We start from the raw sequence: 19,964 nt of genomic DNA on the forward strand, positions 1-19,964 counted from the left end.
TACCCCAGCCGAGCGTCTGCGTGATCTACTGACAACCACATAACCATCAGGTGTTGCGAGGACCCCTAGAAACCGCCGGATGGGAGCGGGCGCCGTCGTGGTGCGGGAACCGGGTACGTCAGTCGATGATCGCGTCCACGAACTGCTCGGCGTTGAACGGGGCGAGGTCGTCCGGGCCCTCCCCCAGGCCGATGAGCTTGACGGGCACGCCGAGCCCGCGCTGGATGGCCACCACGATGCCGCCCTTGGCGGTGCCGTCCAGCTTGGTGAGCACGATGCCGGTGATGTCCACCGCCTCGGCGAAGACCCGTGCCTGGGTCATGCCGTTCTGCCCGGTGGTCGCGTCGATGACGAGCAGCACCTCGTCCACCGCGGCGGCCTTCTCGATCACCCGCTTGACCTTGCCGAGCTGGTCCATCAGACCGGCCTTGTTCTGCAGACGGCCGGCGGTGTCCACGAGCACGACGTCGGACTCCTGCTCGATCCCGGCCTTGACGGCGTCGTACGCCACGGAGGCGGGGTCCGCGCCCTCCTGCTCGGAGCGCACCGTGGGCACGCCCACGCGGGCGCCCCACGTCTCGAGCTGGTCCGCGGCGGCGGCGCGGAAGGTGTCCGCGGCGCCGAGCATGACGTCCTTGTCCTCGGCCACGAGCACGCGGGCCAGCTTGCCCACCGTGGTGGTCTTGCCCACGCCGTTGACGCCCACCACGAGCACCACGGCGGGCTTGCCGGGAGCGGACTCCGTGCGCAGGGAACGGTCCAGGGTGGGGTCCACGAGCGCGAGCATCTCCTCGCGCAGCATGGTCTTCAGCTGCGCGGGGTCCTTGGTGCCGTCCACGCGCACGCGCTTCTTGAGGTTCTCCACGAGCTCCAGGGACGCGTCCGTGCCGAGGTCCGCCATGAGCAGCGTGTCCTCGATCTCGTCCCAGGTGTCCTGGTCGATGCGCTCGCGCGAGAGCAGCACGAGCAGGCCCTTGCCGAGAACGTTGTTGGACTTCGCGAGCCGCCCGCGCAGCCGCGCCAGGCGACCGCGCGCGGACTCGGGGCGCTCCAGCGTGCTGACCGGGCGGTCCTCGACCACCTCGCCCTCGTCCAGACCCGGGACGTCGTCGAGGTCGCGGGTGCCCTGGTACCCGCCCTTCGGTGCCTTGGGTTTGCGCAGCAGCAGCACGCCGAACACCACGAGCAGCACCACCACCGCGGCGGCTATCACGATCCACATCAGTTCAGGAGTCATCACCCGTCTAATCTCCCATAAACTGCCAGGCGTGTCCCACCCCACGCCCCGCTCTCCCGGTTCCTCCGGCTCGTCCGGCGACGACGCCGCACGGCACCTCCCGGACCCTTCTCCCCTCCCGCGCGCCCCGGGTCCTGACGCCCCGGCACCGGACGCCTCCGCGCCCGCGGCGCCCACGGGGCAGAAGGTCCCCGAGCCCATCAAGGTCCTGATCGCGGCGGCCTTCGTGATCGCCCTGGGCTACGGCCTCGTGGCCCCGGTGCTGCCCCAGTTCGCGGCGAGTTTCGGCGTGGGCGTGGCCGCGTCCTCCGCGGTGATCAGCGCGTTCGCCCTGTGCCGGCTGGTGTTCGCGCCCGCGAGCGGGGCGGTGGTCAACCGCATCGGCGAGCGCCCCACGTACCTGATCGGGCTGATCGTGGTGGCGCTGTCCTCCGCGGCCACCGCGTTCGCCCAGACCTACTGGCAGCTGCTCGTGTTCCGGGGGCTCGGCGGGATCGGCTCCACCATGTTCACCGTGTCGGCGATGGGGCTGATCGTGCGGCTCGCCCCGCGGCACATGCGTGGGCGGGTCTCCGGCTACTACGCCACGGCGTTCCTGCTGGGCGGGATCCTGGGCCCGGTGCTCGGCGGTTTCCTGGCCGGACTGGGGATGCACGCGCCGTTCCTCATCTATGCGGGCGCCCTGGTCGTGGCGGTGCTCGTGGTGTGGCTGCGGCTCAAGGACGAGACCCTCGGCGCCAAGCGGACCGGTGCCGCCCAGCCACCCATGCGGGTCCGCGACGCGCTCGACGCCGGGGCCTACCGCGCCGCACTCGCCTCCAGCTTCTCCACGGGGTGGACGGCCATGGGCGTGCGCGTGGCCCTGGTGCCGCTGCTCGCGGCCCAGGTGGTGGGCGAGGGACCCGCCGTGGCTGGACTGGCCCTCGCGCTGTTCGCGGTGGGCAATGCCGCCGCGCTCACGGTCACGGGACGCCTGACCGACCGGCTCGGCCGCAAGCCCCTGGTGCTCACGGGTCTGGTGGTGTGCGGGCTCGCGACCATCGGGGTGGGGTTCAGCACCTCCGTGGTGGCGTTCGCGGTGCTGTCTCTGCTCTCGGGCGTCGGTTCCGGAACGCTCAACCCCGGCCAGCAGGCGGCGGTGGCGGACGTGATCGGCCCGGACCGTGCCGGCGGCAAGGTGCTCTCCCGGTACCAGATGTGCGCGGACGCCGGTCAGATCGCGGGCCCGGTCATTGCCGGAGCGCTGGCGGACGCCGCCGGGTTCGGCTGGGCCTTCGGGGTGTCCGGGGCGCTCATGCTGCTGGCGGCGCTCGCGTGGCTGCCGGTGCGGGAGACGCTGCCGGAGACCGCCCTGTCAGAGGCGCGCCGACCCCGTCCGAGCGGGACGGACGGCAAATGACGAGGTCGGGGAAACCGTCCCCGCGCCGCCGTGCGCTGATCCGCTTCCTCGTGATGTTCGTCGTCACCCTGGTGTTGAACGGTGTCCTGAAGGAGCTGCGCAACCGGGGCATCCTCACCACCCCGATGCTGTTTGGACTTCTTGCGGTCGTCCTGCCGGGTGTCTGGGTCCTCCTCCGCTACTGGTGGCTGCCCCGCGTCTCCCGGGCCCGCCCGCAGCACGAGCGGATTGTCACGGAGGCCCGCTGGGCGTCTCCCCTGGCACCCGGGGCCGTGATCGAGCGGCTGCGCGCGGAGTTCGTCGCCCCGGAATTCCGGACGGTCACCACGGAGTCGGCGTTCCACATCGCCACGGGCTCCGACGAGACCTTCCGGTGGCGGGGTGCGGGGTCGATGAAGGGCTGGAAGGCGTTGCCGCTCGCCGTGGACATCGTGCTCACCGCGGCACCGACCGGGTGCGGCATCGTGGCACTGGCCCGGGACGACCTCGGGTGGTACGAGACACCCCCGGAGTTCTTCGTGGAGAACGAAGTTCGGCGCCGCGGCGCGGCCCTCATCCGCCGCGCACGAGCCGTCACCGAGGCCCCAACCACAGACGGCTGACGCGATGGCCGCCAGGGCGACCGGGCGGCGTCGTCTGCGGGGACCGACTAGCGAAGCTCCGAGAGCTGCTGCCCCACCACCAGGCTCACACCGTCCCCGCGCATGGACACTCCGTAGAGGGCGTCCGCGATCTCCATCGTGCGCTTCTGGTGGGTCACGATGATCAGCTGCGAGCTCTCCTTGAGCTGCTCGAAGATGGTGAGCAGCCGGCCCAGGTTGCGGTCGTCCAGGGCGGCCTCCACCTCGTCCATCACGTAGAACGGGGACGGCCGGGCCTTGAAGATGGCCACCAGCAGCGCCAGGGCGGTCAGCGAGCGCTCGCCGCCCGAGAGCAGGGACAGCCGCTTGATCTTCTTTCCCGCGGGGCGCGCTTCCACCTCCACGCCGGAGTTGAGCAGGTCGTCCGGGTCCGTGAGCCGCAGCCGCCCCTCGCCCCCGGGGAACAGCGTGGCGAACACGGACACGAACTGCTCGGCGGTGTCCCGGTAGGCCTCCGCGAAGACCTCCTCCACGTGCTGGTCCACCTGGCGGATGATGTTGCGCAGGTCCGTGCGCGAGTTCTTGACGTCCTCCAGCTGGGTGACCAGGAACCTGTGCCGCTCCTCGAGCGCCGCGAACTCCTCAAGTGCGAGCGGGTTCACCTTCCCCAGCGCCCTGAGCTGCTTCTGGGCCCGCTGCAGCCGGGTCTCCTGCTCCTCCCGTCGGAACGGGGTGCCGGGATCGGTCATGCTGGGCAGGGCGAGCTGCACGGAGCCGCCGGAGTCCTCCGCGGTCTGGGCGGCCTCGATCGCGGCGTCCGCGTCCGGGACCGGCAGGTGGGGACCGTAGTGGTCCACCAGGAAGTCCGGGGTCATCCCGAGTTCCTCGAGAGCGGTGGCCTCCAGACCCTCCAGCCTGGCGCGGCGCTGCGCGAGGTCCAGCTCCGCGCGGTGCAGCTTCCCCGTGAGCTCAGCGAGCTCCGCCCCCACGCGGTCACGCTCGGCGCGCAGCCGCTGGGCGGCCTCGTCCAGCCCGGCGCGGCGCGTCTCGATCTCGTCCCGCTCGGCAGCGGCCTCCCTGGCCGATGCCTCCGCGGACTCCCGAAGGTGCGCGGCAGCGGTCTCGACGGCACGCGCCACCGCGGCCTGCACCCGGCGCCGCTCGGCACGCCGGGCCGCTTCCGCGCGTGCCGCGCGCTCGGAGCGCGCGGCACGTGCCTGGGCCTCCGCCCGGGACACGATGTGACGGTGCTGCTCCTCGAGCCCGCGCAGCGCGAGCCGCGCCTGCGTCTCGGCCTCCCGGGCCGCCTTGGCCCGCGCCTCGGCCCGGTTGCGCTCGGCGGCGGCCTCGAGCTGCTCGCGTTCCAGGCTCTCCTCGTCGCCGGTCTCCACGGCCTCCGCGCGCCGCAACGCCTCGTCCAGCTCGGCGGCGCGCCGGGCGAGCCGTTCCTCGGCGGTCGTGAGCACCTCCCGGCGCCGCGCCAGCTCGGAGTCCGCCGACGACGCCGTGGCCTCCGCCCTGCTCGACGCCGCACCTGCCGCGGCGGCGTCCTTCTGCGCACGCTGCAGGTCCCGGGTGGCCTCGCGCGCCTCCTGGACGGCGGCCGCGCTGTCCTGCTCGGCACTCCGGGCGGCCTCCGCGGCGCGCCGCGCCGCCGTCTCCAGCGCGGTGGTCTCCCCCTCGGCCTGGTCGAGCAGCGCCATGATCTCGAGGTTGCCCGCCGCCTCCGTGGCCCCGCCCTGCACGCGGTGGCCGCCGTAGACGTCCCCGTCCCGGGTGACCACGCGCACGCCGCGACCCGCCTGGCCGAGGGCGCGGGCGGCGTCGAGCATGGTGAGTGCGGCGGAGGCGTCCGGGACCAGGACCGTGGTGGCCAGCTCGGCACGCACGGCGGCCAGCACACGGTCCGCAGCCGCGGCGTCGTCCGTCACCGCGGCGGACAGCACCGCCCGCGCGAGAACGCAGCCGTCGGGCAGCGGGAGCTCCGGGGGCTCGGACGCGTGTGCTTCGTCGGCGACCAGCAGGTGGACCCGCCCGGACCCGGCGTCGGCCAGGTGGGCGAGGATCCGCGCGGCGCCCGTGTGGGAGGCCACCGCGAGCGCGTCGGACCACGGCCCCAGTGCGGCGGCCACCGCGCGCTCCCAGCCGGGGGCCACGCGCACGGAGCGGGGGACGTCCCCGAGCACGGGCACCACGTCCGCCACGGAGGCGGAGCCGTCCGGCTGGCGCAGGGACTGCCGCAGGGTGTCCACGCGCACGGTGTGGGTGTGCAGCTCGCTCGCGCTCTGCTGCCGCCGGGCGTCCGCCGCGCGGGACAGCGCGCGGGCGGCGTCGGCCCTCTCCTCGGCGTCACGGGCGCGCTCGGCGGCCTGCTCGGCCCGGGCCGTCGCGCTCTCGGCGGCCTCCTGCAGGGAGGAGGTCTCCAGACGGGCCCGCTCCGCGCGCTCCACCACGTCCGAGATCTCCCGGCGCACGCGCTCCACGTCCGCCTCAGCCGAGCCCACCCCGGAACGCGCCGCGGTCACGGCGGCCGCGAGCCGCGCCTGACCCGCGCGCCGGTCCGCGGCCTGCCGCACGAGCTCCGCAGAGCGCTTCTCGGCGGCCCGCGCCGCGTCCTCCGCCTCGGCGCGGGACTGCTGGGCACGCTCCAGACCCTGCTGGGCCTCGGTGACCCGCTCGGCCAGCTGCTCTGCCTCCGCGCGGGTGCGCGCGGCCTGCTCCTCCAGGGCGTCCGCGTCCCGTCCCTGCGCGGGGGCCTCCTCGGTGCTGCCCAGCAGCCGACGCCGCTCCTGGGCCAGGGTGGCCAGGGCCCGGTAGCTGTCCCGCACCGTGCTCAGCTCGTACCAGCTCGTGCGCGCCTCGTTCAGTGCCGGAGCGGTGCGGGCGGCAGCCGCCTCCGTCTCCTGCAGCCGACGGGCGAGCTCCGCCGTGGTCCTCTCCAGCTCGTCACGGCGCTCCCGCGCGGCCGCTCCAGCGCCCTCGTCCGCCTCCATCCCCGCGCGGGCCGCCACGACGTCGTCCGCGAGCAGCCGGGCGCGGGCGTCCCGCACGTCGTACTGGATGCGCTGGGCCTTCCGGGCCGTGCGGGCCTGGCGCCCCAGCGGGGTGAGCTGGCGTTCGATCTCACCGGTGAGGTCCTCCAGGCGGTCCAGGTTCTGCTGCACCGACTCCAGCTTGCGCAGGGTCTTCTCCTTGCGGCGGCGGTGCTTGAGGATCCCGGAGGCCTCCTCGATGAACCCGCGGCGGTCCTCCGGGGTGGCCTGCAGGATCCGGTCCAGCTGGCCCTGGCCCACGATCACGTGCATCTCGCGGCCCAGCCCCGAGTCCGAGAGCAGCTCCTGGATGTCCAGCAGGCGGCACGAGCGGCCGTTGATCGCGTACTCGGAGCCGCCCGAGCGGAACAGGGTGCGCGAGATGGTGACCTCGGAGTACTCGATCGGCAGGGCGCCGTCGGCGTTGTCGATGGTCAGGGACACGTGCGCGCGGCCCAGTGCGGAGCGGGCGGAGGTGCCCGCGAAGATGACGTCCTCCATCTTGCCGCCGCGCAGGGACTTGGCGCCCTGCTCCCCCATGACCCACGCGAGGGCGTCCACCACGTTGGACTTGCCGGAGCCGTTGGGACCCACCACGGCCGTGACACCCGGTTCGAAGTGGAACGTGGTGGCGGAGGCGAAGGACTTGAAACCACGCACGGTGAGGGTCTTCAAGTGCACGCGGGGGATCTCCTGGGTCTGGCGGTCGGCTCTTCGGGAGGCCGTGAAGGGGTGGGCCCCGATTCTACCCGGGGTCCGCTCGGACCGATCCGGTGCCGCGGTGCCGCCCGGCGCGGGACCGCATCCAGGCACCGCGGGACGAACGCGGCGCGCACCCCGAGGAACCTGTCAGACAGGACCGCTAGACTGGGCCGGTCCAGCCCGCTTGTTCACCCGAGCGCCGAGGTCCATCACGAACGATCGATTCCTTGACGGTACGGGTGGCGTCTGATCGAAAGCGCCACATTGACCGGTAACTCCACCATCAGAAACCGCAACGCCGCCATCCTGTCGGTGACCAAGACGGAAGCGGACGTGGTGATCCCGTCCACCCGGTTCGATGAGGAGTTGGCCAAGACCTTCACACGGCTGCGCCTTCCCAAGGGTCTGCTGGAGCGGCTCGCGGGCATCAAGGAGCGCCGCGGCTGGGCCCCCGGACGCCACTTCACCGACGGCGCCACCGAGGCCGGCCAGGCCGCCCTGGAGAACTCCGGCATCCGCCCGGAGCAGATCGGACTGTTCATCAACGCGTCCGTCACGCGCGACAACTACGAGCCCGCCGTGGCCGTGGGGATCCACGAGCGCCTGGGCCTGCCCAGCTCCGCCCTGAACTTCGACATGACCAACGCGTGCCTGGGCTTCGTCAACGCCCTCACCGTGGCCTCCTCCATGATCGACGCGGGCGCCATCGAGTACGCCCTCGTGGTGGCCGGCGAGGACCCCTCCCCGTGGCACGAGGCGGCCATCGCACGGCTGAGCGAGGACGACATCACGCGCGAACAGGTGGTCCAGGAGTTCGCAACCCTCACCCTGGGCTGCGGCGCCGCCGCCGCCGTGGTGGGCCCCGCGGACCGCCACCCGGACGGCCACCGGATCGTGGGCTCGGTGACCCGCGCCGGCACCGAGTTCAGCCGCCTGTGCGTCGGTGGCTGGGACGGGATGTTCACGGACGCCACCGGTCTGCTCAACCACGGTGTGGGACTCGTGGTCGAGGCGTGGCTGGATGCGGAGCGCGACGGCTGGGACTGGCGGAACATGGATTCCTACGTGACCCACCAGGTCTCCAACTCCCACACCAACAAGCTCATCGAGGACATGGGGATCGACGCCGCCAAGGTGCCCCTCACGTTCCCGTACTGGGGCAACGTGGCCGCCGCCGCGCTGCCCATGACGCTCGCCCTCGAGTCCGAGCGGTTGGAACCCGGAGCGCGGGTGCTGTGCCTCGGCGTGGGGTCCGGGCTGAACACCACCCTCATGGAGATCGCCTGGTGAGCACCCCGAACCCCCGAGGAGGATCCATGTCCCCGCAGCACCCCGGCGCTGAGCGCCTGCCCTTCACCGAGACCCCCCTGCCGGGGATCGACCCGGCGTGGTCCACGGCGCTCTCCGTGCCCTCGTCCGCGCCCGTGGAACCGGTGGCCGGCCGGAAGCGGCGGTGGCACGTGCTGGACAATCGCGAGCAGATCGAGCGCTCCGGCCGCACGCCCCGGGGCATCGTCCTGGCAGTGCACGGCAACCCCACGTGGTCCTACCTGTGGCGGGACGTGCTGCGCGCCGCGAGCCAGCTGGAACACCCTTGGCGCGTGGTAGCCGTGGACCACCTGGACATGGGCTTCTCCGAGCGCACCGGACTCTTCCGCCGCCTCGAGGACCGTGTCCAGGATCTCGGCGACCTCACCGCCGCTCTGGGGATCGACGATGCCGGACTTCCCGTGGTCACCCTCGCCCACGACTGGGGAGGGCTCATCTCCCAGGGCTGGGCGCAGGAGCACCCCGCGATCCACGCGGCCACCGTGCTGACCAATACTGCGGTGCACCACGACAACGCCGAGCCCATCCCCTCTGCACTGCGTCTCGCCCTGAACAGGGCCGTGCACGAGCCGCTGACCTCCGGGAGCACCGCGTTCCTGGACACCACGCTCGCACTGTGCGATCCCGCGGCGTCCAAGGACGTCAAGCGCGCCTACAAGGCTCCCTACACCTCCCGAGAGCGCCGCGAGGGCATCGCCCACTTCGTGGCGGACATCCCCGCCGCCGAGGACCACCCGTCCCACGCCGCCTACGAGCGGATCGCGGGGCGGATGAGCGCGCGCGAGGTCCCCACGCTGCTGCTGTGGGGCACCGGGGACCCGGTGTTCCAGCAGCGCTACCTGGACGACCTCATGCGCCGCGCCCCGCACGCGGACGTGCACCGCTTCGAGGGCGCCAAGCACCTGCTGCCCGAGGCCCGGGACATCGCCACCCCGCTGTTCACGTGGCTCGAGGAGCGCTTCGGGGACGCCGAGCCCGTCGTCGAGACCCACCGTGAGCAGCGGGCCCGCGGCCGCGCCGCGTTCGTGCCGTTCTTCGCGGAGCTGGACGCGCGGCGTCGTGACGACTCCCCCGCCGTGGTGGACATGGGCCCCGTGGCCACCACCGTGGACGGCTCCGCCCCCGAGCTGGACATCCGGCGCAGTGTGAGCTGGGCGCAGCTCTCCGCCTCCGTGGACCAGCTGGCCGTGGCCCTGCTGCGCACCGGGGTGCGCCCCGGGGACCGCGTGAACCTCATGGTGCCGCCCGGGTCCATGCTCACCACGCTGATCTACGCGTGCCTGCGCATCGGTGCGGTGATCGTGGTGGCGGACCAGGGCCTCGGCCGCCAGGGACTCACCCGGGCGCTGCGCGGCTCCTCGCCCCGCTGGTTCATCGGCATCCGCAAGGCCCTCGTGGGCGCGCGGGCCCTCGGCTGGCCCGGCACGCGGATCGCCGCGGACGCCATGGACCCCGTGTCCAAGAAGCTGCTGGGCGTGGCGCACACCGTGCCCGAGCTGATGGACTCCGTGACCACGGTGTCCCCGGACGAGATCCCCGCCGTGAACCCGGACGCCGAGGCCGCCGTGCTGTTCACCTCCGGTTCCACCGGCCCGGCCAAGGGCGTGGTGTACACGCACCGCCAGATGGCCGGGATGCGCGACACCATCCGTGACACGTACGGCCTGCGTGCCGGCACCGGGCTCGTGGCGGGCTTCGCACCCTTCGCCCTGCTGGGCCCCGCCCTGGGCGCGGCGTCCGTGACGCCGGACATGGACGTCACGAGCCCCAAGACGCTCACCGCGCGGGCGCTGGCGGAAGCCACCATGGCCATCCGCGCGACCGCCGTGTTTGCCTCGCCCGCCGCGATCGCCAACGTGCTCGCCACGGCGGACGAGCTGGCCCCCGCCGAGCGGGACGCCCTCGCGCGCGTGGACCTCATGCTCTCCGCGGGCGCCCCCATCCCGGAGGAGCTGCTGGCCCGGCTGCAGGAGCTCATGCCCGCCGCCGAGCTTCACACGCCCTACGGGATGACCGAGGCGCTGCCGCTCACGGACGTCAGTCTGGGAGTGATCCGCACCGCCCGTGAGGACGCGCAGGCGGGCATGGCCGGTGCCGGCGGCGGCGTGTGCGTGGGCACCCCCGTGGCGGGTGCCGAGCTGGGCGTGCTGCCGCTGCGCGCGGACGGTTCCGTCTCCCCGGAGATCGTCACCACCCCCGGCGTCACCGGCGAGATCGTGGCCCGCGCCCCGCACGCCAAGGACCACTACGACCGGCTCTGGATCACCGAGCGTGCCTCGGACGGGACCCCGGGCTGGCACCGCACGGGCGACGTCGGGCACTTCGACGCCCGTGAGCGGCTCTGGTACGAGGGCCGACTGGCGCACGTGATCACCATGTCCGACGGCCCGGTCTCCTCCGTGGCGGCCGAGCACGCCGCGCAGACCGTCCCCGGGGTCGGCCGCGCCGCCGTGGTGGGCGTGGGTCCTGCTGGGTCCCAGTCCGCGGTGGCGGTCATCGAGACCGATCCCGCCGCGTCCGCACCGGCGCTGGCGTCCCCGGAGCTGACCGAGCGCATCCGGACCACGGTGCACGCCACCACGGGCTTGCCCGTCAGCGCGGTGCTGGTGGTCCCGGAGCACCCCACCGACATCCGTCACAACTCCAAGATCGACCGAGCCGAATTGAGTGACTGGGCCGAGCGCGCCCTGGCCACCGGAAAGCTGAGTTCACTGTGAGCGACGATCCCCGCGACACCCCCGCACAGCCCAGCGGCACCGGGCGCCACCGCGCACCGGCCACCGACGCCGCCCGCCCGGCTGCGGCGCCCCGGCCCACCTCCTCGGCGTCCTCGCCGGCCTCGTCCGAGCCTTCCGCTCGGCCCGATGCCCAGGGTGCTGACGTCTCCGGCTCCGCACAGATCGCGGACCCGGACCGCGGCGGTGCCACGGTGACCCACGGCGAGCTCGACGGCACGGGCCGCACCGTCCTGGTGACGGGCGCGTCCGGAATGCTCGGCGGCGACGTCGCCCGCGTGCTGCTTGCGCACGGCTGGAAGGTGCGCGTGTTCCAGCGCGGTCACGCTCCCGTGGCCGAGCGCGAGGGCGTGGACGAGGTGCTGGGTTCGGTGACCGATCCCGAGGACGTGGCCCGCGCACTGGACGGCGTGGACGACGTCGTGCACCTGGCCGCCAAGGTCTCCTTCACCGGGGACTGGTCCGAGTTCGTGCGCGTCAACGTCACGGGCACGCGCATCCTGCTGTGCCAGGCGCAGAACGCCGGCGTGAAGAACGTGGTGTTCGTGTCCTCCCCCTCCGTGGCCCACACCGGGGTCTCGATCGAGGGAGCGGGCGCGGAGCCCGCTGACCCGGAGAATGCGCGCGGCAACTACGCCCGTTCCAAGGCTGCGGCCGAGCTGCTGGCCCTGAGCATGGACGGGCAGCGGGACCTCAAGGTGGCCGCCGTGCGCCCGCACATCGTGTGGGGCCCCGGGGACACGCAGCTCGTGGAGCGCGTGGCGGACCGTGCGGCCGCCGGGCGCATGCCCAACCTTGACCACGGTGCCGCGATGATCGACACCACGTACATCGACAACGCCTCCGAGGGCATCGTCCGGGCGCTGCAGCGCATCGACCACGTGCACGGCCGGGCCCTGGTGCTCACCAACGGCGAGCCGCGCCCCGTGGGCGAGCTGATCGCCCGGATGTGCCGGGCCACCGGCTCTCCCGCGCCCACGCGCTCGGTGCCGGGCAAGGCGGCGCGCCTCGCGGGCCGCGTGATCGAGACCGTGTGGCCGCACCTGCCCGCCAAGCTGCGCGCGGGCGACGGAGAGCCGCCCATGACCGAGTTCCTCGCCGAGCAGCTCTCCACGGCGCACTGGTTCGACCAGAGCGAGACCCGAAAGCTGCTGGACTGGACTCCGTCCGTGAGCCTGGACGAGGGCTTTGCCCGGTTGGCCGCGTACTACCAGGACCACCCGCGCCCGCAGCGCAACACCGGGTCGGTGTCCCTGGAGCGCGTGGAGGACGTCGCGGACGAGCAGCGCGCCCGCGCCGAGAGCGCCTCGGTGGCCTCTGACAGCGAGAACAGCAACCTGTCCACGGACCTGCAGAGCGTGCGCTCGCTGGAGTGATGTTGTCCTCTCTGAGCGCCACGGTGCCCGCGACCGCACGGTCGCGGGCACCGCTCGTTCCGGGCCGCGGCAGATCCGCCACCGATGGGTCAGGGACGGCCTCACGGGACCGGGACCGCCCACCCCCTGTGGCTCACGGCGGGGGCTACGCTCTGAACCGCCTGGGCCGCCTCTGGCACCGCGAGCACCGGTACGAGGAGCGGTTCGCGAACTGCTCGCGCACGATCACGCCGTCCTCCCCTGCCGCCGCGCAGCGCGGGCAGGGTTGCCCCGCCCGGCCGTAGGCGTTGAGCGAGCGTGAGAAGTACCCGGACTCCCCGTTCACGTTGACGTACAGCGAGTCGAAGCTCGTGCCGCCCGCCGCCAGCGCGCGGCGCATGACCTCCTGGCACGCCGCCACCAGTGCGCGGGTGCGGGGCGCGGTCATCGTCTCGGTGGGTGCGGCCCAGTGCAGCCGGGCGGCCCACAGAGCCTCGTCCGCGTAGATGTTCCCGATCCCGGAGATCAGCCCCTGGTCCAGCAGCGCGCGCTTCAGGCCCGTGCGGCGTCGTCGCAGGGCGGTGTGGAAGGCGTCCACGTCGAAGAGCGGGTCCAGGGGGTCGCGCGCAATGTGCGCGGCGTGCTCCGGCACCGTGCCGTGACCGTCCGTGCTGGGCACGAGCGGATCGAGGAGCATGCCGCCGAAGATCCGCTGGTCCACGAACCGGGCCTGCTCCGGGAGGGCGGCACCGGCGTCGTCGTGGGCCGGAGAGAGGGCGAGGCGGATGCGCTCGTGGCGCGGCTGCGGCTGGTCCGCGGAGGCCACCAGGAGCTGGCCGCTCATGCCCAGGTGCACGAGCAGCGCCTGCGACGGCTCGCTGCCGGGGCGCTCCCGCAGCGGGAGCCACAGGAACTTGCCGCGCCGCTGTGCGGAGTCCACGCTCAACCCGGCCAGGCGCTCCTGGAAGTCCAGGACACCAGCGGTGTGGCGGCGCAGGGAACGGGCGTCGAAGACCTGCACGGACTCGACGGTGCGGCCAACCACCCAGCGCTCGACGCCGCGGCGGACCACCTCGACCTCGGGCAGCTCGGGCACGGTGCGCTCAGCCCTTCGCGGGCAGACGTGTGGCCAGGGCCTCGCACGCGGCGGCGGCCGCGGCGCGCTCGGCGGCCTTCTTGGACGTGCCCTCCCCGTGGCCGAGCACCTGCCCGTCCACCACGGCATCCGCCGTGAAGTGGCGTTCGTGGTCGGGGCCGGTACCCTCCACCTCGTAGCGCACGGTCCCCAGACCGTGCTGTGCCACGAGCTCCACGATGTGGGTCTTCCAGTCCTTGCCCTCGTGCAGCACCCGGGTGTCCTCGAGCAGGGGGATCATCATCCGCAGCACAAGGTCACGCGCGGGCACGGGCCCCAGGGACTCGTACACGGCGCCGATGACGGCCTCCGTGGTGTCCGCGAGGATCGATGCTTTGTCACTGCCGTGGGTGCGCACCTCGCCCTTGCCCAGGCGGATGTGCGGGCCCAGCCCCAGGGAACGGGCCACACCGGCCAGCGCGCGGGCGGAGACCACCGAGGCGCGCAGCTTGGCCAGGCGCCCCTCGTCCCACTCGGGGTAGCGGTGGTAGATCTCGTCCGTGACCGCGAGCTGCAGCACGGCGTCCCCCAGGAACTCCAGGCGTTCGTTGTGCACCTCCCCCGGGTGCTCGTACGCGTAGGAGCGGTGCGTCAGCGCAATGCGAAGCGTCTCGGTGTCGAGATCGACACCGAGACGCTCAAGCAGTTCGCCGGGATCCGGCAAAGCGGTCACCTTACGCGTCAGCGACCTTGCGACCCTTGTACTCGTAGAACAAGGGGGTGCCGGCGGAATCGGAGACCAGCTTGGCCTGGTGCGGCAGGCTGTAGCTGACCTTGCCATTCTCCACGGTCTTCACCAGTTTGGGGGCCTGAGCCTTCCACTGGGACCGGCGCATGCGGGTATTCGCACGGGACATTTTCCGCTTGGGAACAGCCACGGCTATCTCTCTTCTCTCGTGTCGGTTGTCGGCTCCGACGGTTCCGGATCCTCCGAGTCGGTCAGCAGCCCTGCGAGGGCGGACCAGCGGGGATCCTTCACGTCGTGGTGGTGCTCCGGGTCGTTCTCGAGCCGTGCGCCGCACTGGGCGCACAGGCCCGGGCACTCGGCCCGGCACACCGGTTGGAACGGCAGCTGAGTGATCACTGCGTCCCGAAGCATCGGTTCGAGGTCGATCTCCTCGTCCCGCACCTCATACACTTGCTCGTCCTCGACGTTCTCGTCACCCTGCGGAGACGGTTCGAAGACGAAAAGCTCTTGCACGTCGACCGGTAGTTCGTAGTCAATGGGGTCGAGGCATCTGCTGCACTCCCCGTGAACACTGACGATCACGGTTCCGGACACCAGGATACCGTCGTGGACGGATTCCAGGCGCAGCTGCAGCTCCATGGGCGCGCCCTCGGGCGAACCGATGAGCGCCGTACCGAAGTCCTTCGGTGCGGGTGCCTCGACATCCAGGGTGTCCATGGTCCCCGGGCGGTGTTGCAGCTCCCTGACGTTGTACGCGAGGGCTGAACTGTTGCGGTGATTCACGGAACTCCTGGCTAACGACACTGGCCGACAGAATATCCTAGCACGCGGCAGGACCGCGGTTCATCCCGCAGCACTGCCCACGCTCTGCCCACGCTCTGCGCGGGCCCGCGTAACCGCGCGCGGGCAGGCAACTGCGGGTCGCGGCCCGCCCGGCGCTCCCGGTCCGACTCCGACCGCTCAGCGGATCTGGATGGCGTGCAGCACCTCGGGCGGCACGAAGGACGCGATGTCCCCGCCGAGAGCGGCCACCTCCATGACCAGGGAGGAGGACACGTGCAGCAGTGAGGGTTCCCCGGGCAGGAACACGGTCTCCACGCCGGTCAGCGAGCGGTTCATGGTGGCCATGGGCAACTCGTAGTCGTAGTCCGCGCCGTTGCGCAGACCCTTGACCAGGGCCACGGCCTCCCGGCGCTCGGCGTAGTCCGCGATCAGTCCGGACTCCAGTGGCTCCACGACCACGGCGGGCTCGTCCGCGAAGACCCGGCGCACCAGCTCGATCCGCTGCGCCTCGCTGAAACGGTGGCTCTTGTTCGGGTTCGTGGACACCGCCACGACCACCTCGTCGAAGATGTGGGTGGCGCGGCGGATGACCGCGCAGTGACCGAGGTGCAGGGGGTCGAAGGAACCCGGGCAGATGGCGCGTCGCATGCGCCCACACTAGCGGCACCGGGCCTCGTCCGGGGTCTGAGATCCCGGCCGCGCCGAGCCGCGCACCACCCGAAAGTGGGCACCCGCGTCCACGGTTGAACCAGGAGCACAGCTCCACCGATGCTCCACCCGCAGGTGCCCACCCGCGAGCGGTGAGGTGGGAGTTCCTAGACTGGGCCCATGACATCCGCCGCTGAGAACCTCTCCTCCCCCGCGTCCGCCGTCCGCGCGCCCTGGCAGCGCATGGCCGCCGGCGGAGGGCTCCTGGACGCCGCCGGGGGCCTGCGCTCCACGGTGTTCGAGGAGATGACAGGCCTGGCCCGGCGCACCGGATCAATCAACCTGGGCCAGGGCTTCCCCGACTTCGATCCGCCGCAGCAGATGCTCGACGCCGCGGCGGCCGCCCTGCAGGCCGGTCACCACCAGTACGCCCCCATCATCGGGGTCCCCGCGCTCCGTGAGGCCATCGCCGCGCACCAGGCCACGCACTACGGTCTGGACGTGGATCCGGACACGGAGGTGCTCGTGTGCGCCGGCGCCACCGAGGGGGTCACAGCGGCGCTGCTGTCCCTCCTGCAGCCCGGCGACGAGGTGGTGCTGTTCGAGCCCCGCTACGACCTCTACGGCGCCGTGGTGGAGTTCGCGGGAGCCACCGCGGTCCCCGTGCCGCTGCTGCCGCCCGCGTTCACACCCGACCCCGACGACGTGCGCGCGGCGTTCTCCCCGCGCACCCGCGCCGTGGTGCTCAACGACCCCCACAACCCCACGGGCACGGTGGCCTCCCGGGAGTTCCAGGAGCTGGTCGTGGAGCTGGCCACGGAGTTCGACGCCGTGGTGGTCACCGACGAGGTCTACGAGCACCTGCGCTTCGACGGGCCCCACCGGCCGCTGAGCACTCTCCCCGGCGCGGCGTCGCGCACGCTGAGCGTGTCCTCCGCGGGCAAGACGTTCTCCGCCACGGGGTGGCGCGTGGGCTGGGTGACCGGACCGCGTGAGCTGCTGCGCGGCGTCGTGGCCGTGAAGACGTACCTGTCCCACAGCGCGGCGGCCCCGCTGCAGCACGCCGTGGCGGCCGCCCTCTCCCTGCCCCCGCAGTTCTTCGACGGCCTCCGGGAGGACTACCGCGAGCGCCGGGACGTGGTGGTGTCCGGTCTGCGGGCCGCGGGTCTCACCCCGCCCGAACCGCAGGGCACGTTCTTCGCGGTGGCGGACGTGAGCGACCACTACCCCCTGGCCGGTGTGGCCGACGCTGCCGGGCTGGCCCAGCACTGGGCAGAGAACGCGGGCGTCGTGGGCATTCCGGTGTCGGCGTTCGCGGGCCCCGCCAACCAGGGTCTGTACGCGGACTGGCTACGGCTCGCCTTCTGCAAGCGCACGGACGTGCTGCGCGCCGCGATGGCCGGGCTGGTCGCGGCTCTCTGAGCCCGCCCGCCGCGCGGTCTCCCGTGCGGCGGGCGACGATCCGTCAGCCGTGCGCGGCGCCGCCCTCGGCCGCGTCCTGTGCGGTGGCCGTCGCCGACTCCTCGTCCGCCTCCAGGTACCAGATGACCGTCTCCCCGTGCTCGCTGGTCTCGAAACGGCGCAGCCCCTTTGGCCACGCCGGTTCCCCGGTGCGTGCCGACCGCTCGACCGCGATCACCCCGCCCGGCCCCAGCCTCCCCACGAGCAGCGAGAGCATGCGCGCGAGCTCCTCGTTCTCCAGCGGATAGGGCGGATCCGCGAGCACGAGGTCCCAGCGGTGGAAGGGAGCCCGCCCGAGGTAGCCGGCGACGCCGGCGTGCACCGTGGTGATCTTCACCCCGGGGCACGACGCCGCCAGCAGCGCCGCGTTCTCCCGGCACACCCTGGCCGCGGCCCCGGCCTTCTCCACGAGAGTGACCGTGGAGGCCCCCCGGCTGGCGGCCTCCAGCCCGAGGGCGCCGGAGCCGGCGAAGAGGTCCAGCACGCGGGCGTCCTCGCACATCCCCCACGCGTCCAGCCTGCCGAACAGGGACTCCTTGACGCGGTCCGTGGTGGGCCGGGTGGCCGAGCCCGGCACGGATTTGAGGTACTGTCCCCCGGCGCGGCCGGCAATGATGCGTGTCATCCTCGCTCCAGAAATGCTTGTCGGTCCTCGTCCAGCACACGCTCGATGCTCTCCCGCAGCACGGGGTGGTTCCCGAGCCCTGGGTCCTCCCGGATGACGGCCTCCGCGGCGTTCCGGGCCCGTGCCACGAGCGCCTCGTCCCGCAGGGCGCCCACCCAGCGCAGCCCGGAACGCCCGCCGGACTGGGAGGCCCCGAGGATGTCCCCCTCCTTGCGGAGCTTCAGGTCCGCCTCCGCGAGCTCGAAGCCGTCCGTGGTGGCGGCCACCGCCTCCAGCCGGGCCCGCGCGGGGTGGTCCGGTGCCACACGGGTGACCAGCAGGCACGTGCTCGCGTGCTCGCCACGTCCGATCCGGCCCCTCAGCTGGTGGAGCTGGGAGATGCCGAAACGCTCCGGGTCCACCACCACCATGAGCGTGGCGTTGGGCACGTCCACCCCCACCTCCACCACGGTGGTGGACACGAGCACGTCCACCTCGCCGGCGTCGAACGCCGCCATGGTCTCGGCCTTCGTGCCGGTGTCCTGGCGCCCGTGCAGCACCGCGATCCGCGCGGAGCGCAGCTCGGGCTGGGCAGCCACGAGCTCCTGGAGCCACGCCACGGTGGCGGGTTCCGGCTCCTCCTGCTGGGCCTCCAGGGAGGCGCGCAGGGACGCGAAGGGCGGCAGGGCGGCGTCGTCGCCGATCTTGGGTGCCACCACGTAGACCTGCCGTCCTGCGGCCACGTGCTCCGCGGCGAGGGACCAGACCCGGCGCTCCCACGAGGGCCCGTGCTCCGCGAGACCCACCACGTGGGTGGTGATGGGGCGGCGGCCCCCGGGCAGCTCGCGCAGGGTGGAGACGTCCAGGTCCCCGAAGACCGTCATGGCCACGGTGCGCGGAATGGGCGTGGCGGTCATCACGAGGGTGTGCGGTGTGCTCGCGGCCTTGCCCCGCAGGGCGTCCCGCTGCTCCACGCCGAAACGGTGCTGCTCGTCCACCACGGCCAGCCCGAGGTCCGCGAACTGCACGTTCTCCTGGATGAGGGCGTGAGTGCCCACCACGATCCCGGAGGCCCCGCTCGCAATGTCCAGCAGGGCCCTGCGTCGCGCGGGCACGGACATGCTGCCCGTGAGCAGGGTGACGCCCGTGGCCAGGGAGTCCCCGCCGAGCCGACCGGGCTCGGCGAGCGGGCCGAGCGCGGCCGTGATCTTCTCGTAGTGCTGGGTGGCGAGCACCTCGGTGGGCGCGAGCATCGCGGCCTGGCCACCGTGGTCCACCACCTGCAGCATGGCACGAAGGGCCACCACGGTCTTGCCGGACCCCACGTCACCCTGCAGCAGCCGGTTCATGGGCGCGGTGCCCGCGAGCTCGTCCGAGATCTGCTCCCCCACCTCGCGCTGTCCAGGGGTCAGCGCGAACGGCAAGGCCGCGTCGAAACTCGCGAGGATTCCGTCCTCGCGCGGCGGGCGCGGATCCGCCGGGTGGGACGCGTGCTCCGCCCGCCGGCGGACGAGCTCGGTCTGCAGAACGAACGCTTCCTGGAAGCGGAACCGACGGCGGGCCCGCTCGTACGCCTCGACCGTCTCGGGGCGGTGCAGGTCCCGGTAGGCCTGGCCCAGGGGCGGCAGCTCCTCCGCGTCCCGCAGCTGCGGAGAGAGCGGGTCCTCGAGAGAGTCCAGGTCAGCGGTGAGCAGCAGCTGCTGCACCACCTTGCCGATCCTCGGCGTGGTCAGCTTGCCGGCCTCCGGGTACACCGGGATGGGCATCAGCTCACCGGTCTCCGACGAGGCCCCGGACACGGCCTCGGGGGTCTCCACGGGCGCGTAGTCCGCCCCCGTCATGGACAGCTCACCCCGGTAGAACTCGGGTTTGCCCGTGAACAGGGCCAGGGATCCCACCGGGAGGTCCTTCTGCGCGGAGTAGGCGTTGAAGAACGTGATCTTCAGCTGGGCCCCGGAATCATCCGCCACCACGACGTCCGTGAGACTGCGCCGGGGATCGCTGCGCATGCGGCGGGTGCTGGAGGACTCAACGCGGGCCACGAACGACGTCCGTTCCCCGGCCACGAGGTCCGTGAGCGCCTGGATCCTGCCCCGGTGGATGTAGCGCCGCGGTGCGTGGTCCAGCAGCTGGCCCACGGTGGTGATTCCGAGGTCCTTGGCGAGCAGGGCCACGGTGGAGCGCGGCGAGGAGCCGGGGACGTAGCGGGTGAGCGGCTGGTCCAGCAGCCCCACGAAGGCCGAGTGGGACCGCGTCTGCGCCGGGGGCGGGGCGG

15 protein-coding genes are annotated in these 19,964 nt (G+C 72.7%); 6 read left to right on the forward strand and 9 right to left on the reverse strand.

Annotation, left to right across the window (positions count from 1 at the left end):
• Nucleotides 1-118 precede the first annotated feature (118 nt).
• Nucleotides 119-1,237 (reverse strand): signal recognition particle-docking protein FtsY, encoded by a 1,119-nt coding sequence (ftsY, locus tag QL985_RS09145; protein ID WP_039101895.1) that lies wholly within the window; start codon nt 1,235-1,237, stop codon nt 119-121.
• A gap of 31 nt (nt 1,238-1,268) precedes the next feature.
• Between ftsY and QL985_RS09150 the strand changes: the two genes are divergently transcribed.
• Together QL985_RS09150 and QL985_RS09155 are read left to right on the forward strand one after the other, a co-directional pair.
• Nucleotides 1,269-2,636, forward strand: coding sequence for an MFS transporter (locus tag QL985_RS09150; protein WP_039101896.1), 1,368 nt, complete (start codon nt 1,269-1,271; stop codon nt 2,634-2,636).
• Nucleotides 2,633-3,238, forward strand: coding sequence for a hypothetical protein (locus QL985_RS09155; RefSeq protein ID WP_039101897.1), 606 nt, complete (start codon nt 2,633-2,635; stop codon nt 3,236-3,238). The genes QL985_RS09150 and QL985_RS09155 overlap by 4 nt, the downstream gene beginning before the upstream one ends.
• A 47-nt stretch (nt 3,239-3,285) precedes the next feature.
• On the opposite strand, the gene smc is transcribed toward QL985_RS09155, so the two are convergent.
• Entirely contained in the window at nt 3,286-6,930 is a 3,645-nt protein-coding gene (smc, locus tag QL985_RS09160) for a chromosome segregation protein SMC (protein ID WP_259906146.1), read from the reverse strand.
• A gap of 285 nt (nt 6,931-7,215) precedes the next feature.
• On the opposite strand from smc, the gene QL985_RS09165 reads away from it, so the two are divergent.
• From QL985_RS09165 to QL985_RS09175, 3 genes are all read left to right on the forward strand, one after another.
• On the forward strand, nt 7,216-8,241 hold the full coding sequence (locus QL985_RS09165) for a 3-oxoacyl-ACP synthase III (protein WP_019308962.1): 1,026 nt from the start codon (nt 7,216-7,218) through the stop codon (nt 8,239-8,241).
• A gap of 26 nt (nt 8,242-8,267) precedes the next feature.
• Entirely contained in the window at nt 8,268-10,997 is a 2,730-nt protein-coding gene (locus QL985_RS09170; RefSeq protein WP_019308961.1) for an alpha/beta fold hydrolase, read from the forward strand.
• A gap of 212 nt (nt 10,998-11,209) precedes the next feature.
• On the forward strand, nt 11,210-12,391 hold the full coding sequence (locus tag QL985_RS09175) for an NAD-dependent epimerase/dehydratase family protein (RefSeq protein WP_256388770.1): 1,182 nt from the start codon (nt 11,210-11,212) through the stop codon (nt 12,389-12,391).
• Between the two features lie 145 nt (nt 12,392-12,536).
• Here the strand turns inward: QL985_RS09175 and mutM are convergent, their stop codons facing one another.
• The 5 genes from mutM to coaD form a co-directional block, all read right to left on the reverse strand.
• Nucleotides 12,537-13,466: a bifunctional DNA-formamidopyrimidine glycosylase/DNA-(apurinic or apyrimidinic site) lyase gene (gene mutM / locus QL985_RS09180; protein WP_019308959.1), complete on the reverse strand. Its 930-nt coding sequence runs from the start codon at nt 13,464-13,466 to the stop codon at nt 12,537-12,539.
• A 7-nt stretch (nt 13,467-13,473) separates the two neighbouring features.
• Nucleotides 13,474-14,178, reverse strand: a complete 705-nt coding sequence (rnc, locus tag QL985_RS09185) for a ribonuclease III (RefSeq protein WP_019308958.1) — start codon at nt 14,176-14,178, stop codon at nt 13,474-13,476.
• A 1-nt stretch (nt 14,179) separates the two neighbouring features.
• Nucleotides 14,180-14,383, reverse strand: a complete 204-nt coding sequence (gene rpmF / locus QL985_RS09190) for a 50S ribosomal protein L32 (RefSeq protein ID WP_012398114.1) — start codon at nt 14,381-14,383, stop codon at nt 14,180-14,182.
• A gap of 2 nt (nt 14,384-14,385) precedes the next feature.
• Nucleotides 14,386-14,976, reverse strand: coding sequence for a YceD family protein (locus QL985_RS09195; RefSeq protein WP_019308957.1), 591 nt, complete (start codon nt 14,974-14,976; stop codon nt 14,386-14,388).
• 177 nt (nt 14,977-15,153) lie between these two features.
• Nucleotides 15,154-15,624 carry a pantetheine-phosphate adenylyltransferase gene (coaD, locus tag QL985_RS09200; protein ID WP_059280915.1) on the reverse strand — a complete coding sequence of 157 codons (471 nt, stop codon included), beginning with the start codon at nt 15,622-15,624 and terminating at the stop codon, nt 15,154-15,156.
• A gap of 180 nt (nt 15,625-15,804) precedes the next feature.
• Between coaD and QL985_RS09205 the strand changes: the two genes are divergently transcribed.
• Complete coding sequence (locus tag QL985_RS09205; RefSeq protein WP_059280914.1) at nt 15,805-17,046, forward strand: aminotransferase class I/II-fold pyridoxal phosphate-dependent enzyme; 1,242 nt, start codon at nt 15,805-15,807, stop codon at nt 17,044-17,046.
• A 43-nt stretch (nt 17,047-17,089) separates the two neighbouring features.
• Here QL985_RS09205 and QL985_RS09210 read toward each other — a convergent pair whose 3' ends face one another.
• Together QL985_RS09210 and QL985_RS09215 are read right to left on the reverse strand one after the other, a co-directional pair.
• Nucleotides 17,090-17,710 carry an RsmD family RNA methyltransferase gene (locus tag QL985_RS09210; protein ID WP_059280913.1) on the reverse strand — a complete coding sequence of 207 codons (621 nt, stop codon included), beginning with the start codon at nt 17,708-17,710 and terminating at the stop codon, nt 17,090-17,092.
• The coding region (locus QL985_RS09215) for an ATP-dependent DNA helicase RecG (protein WP_356765747.1) at nt 17,707-19,964 on the reverse strand (2,258 nt) is incomplete at its 5' end. The genes QL985_RS09215 and QL985_RS09210, both read right to left, overlap by 4 nt.

Origin of the sequence: Kocuria sp. APC 4018, assembly GCF_030407675.1 — a bacterium.
Classification (GTDB): Bacteria; Actinomycetota; Actinomycetes; order Actinomycetales; family Micrococcaceae; genus Kocuria; species Kocuria rhizophila.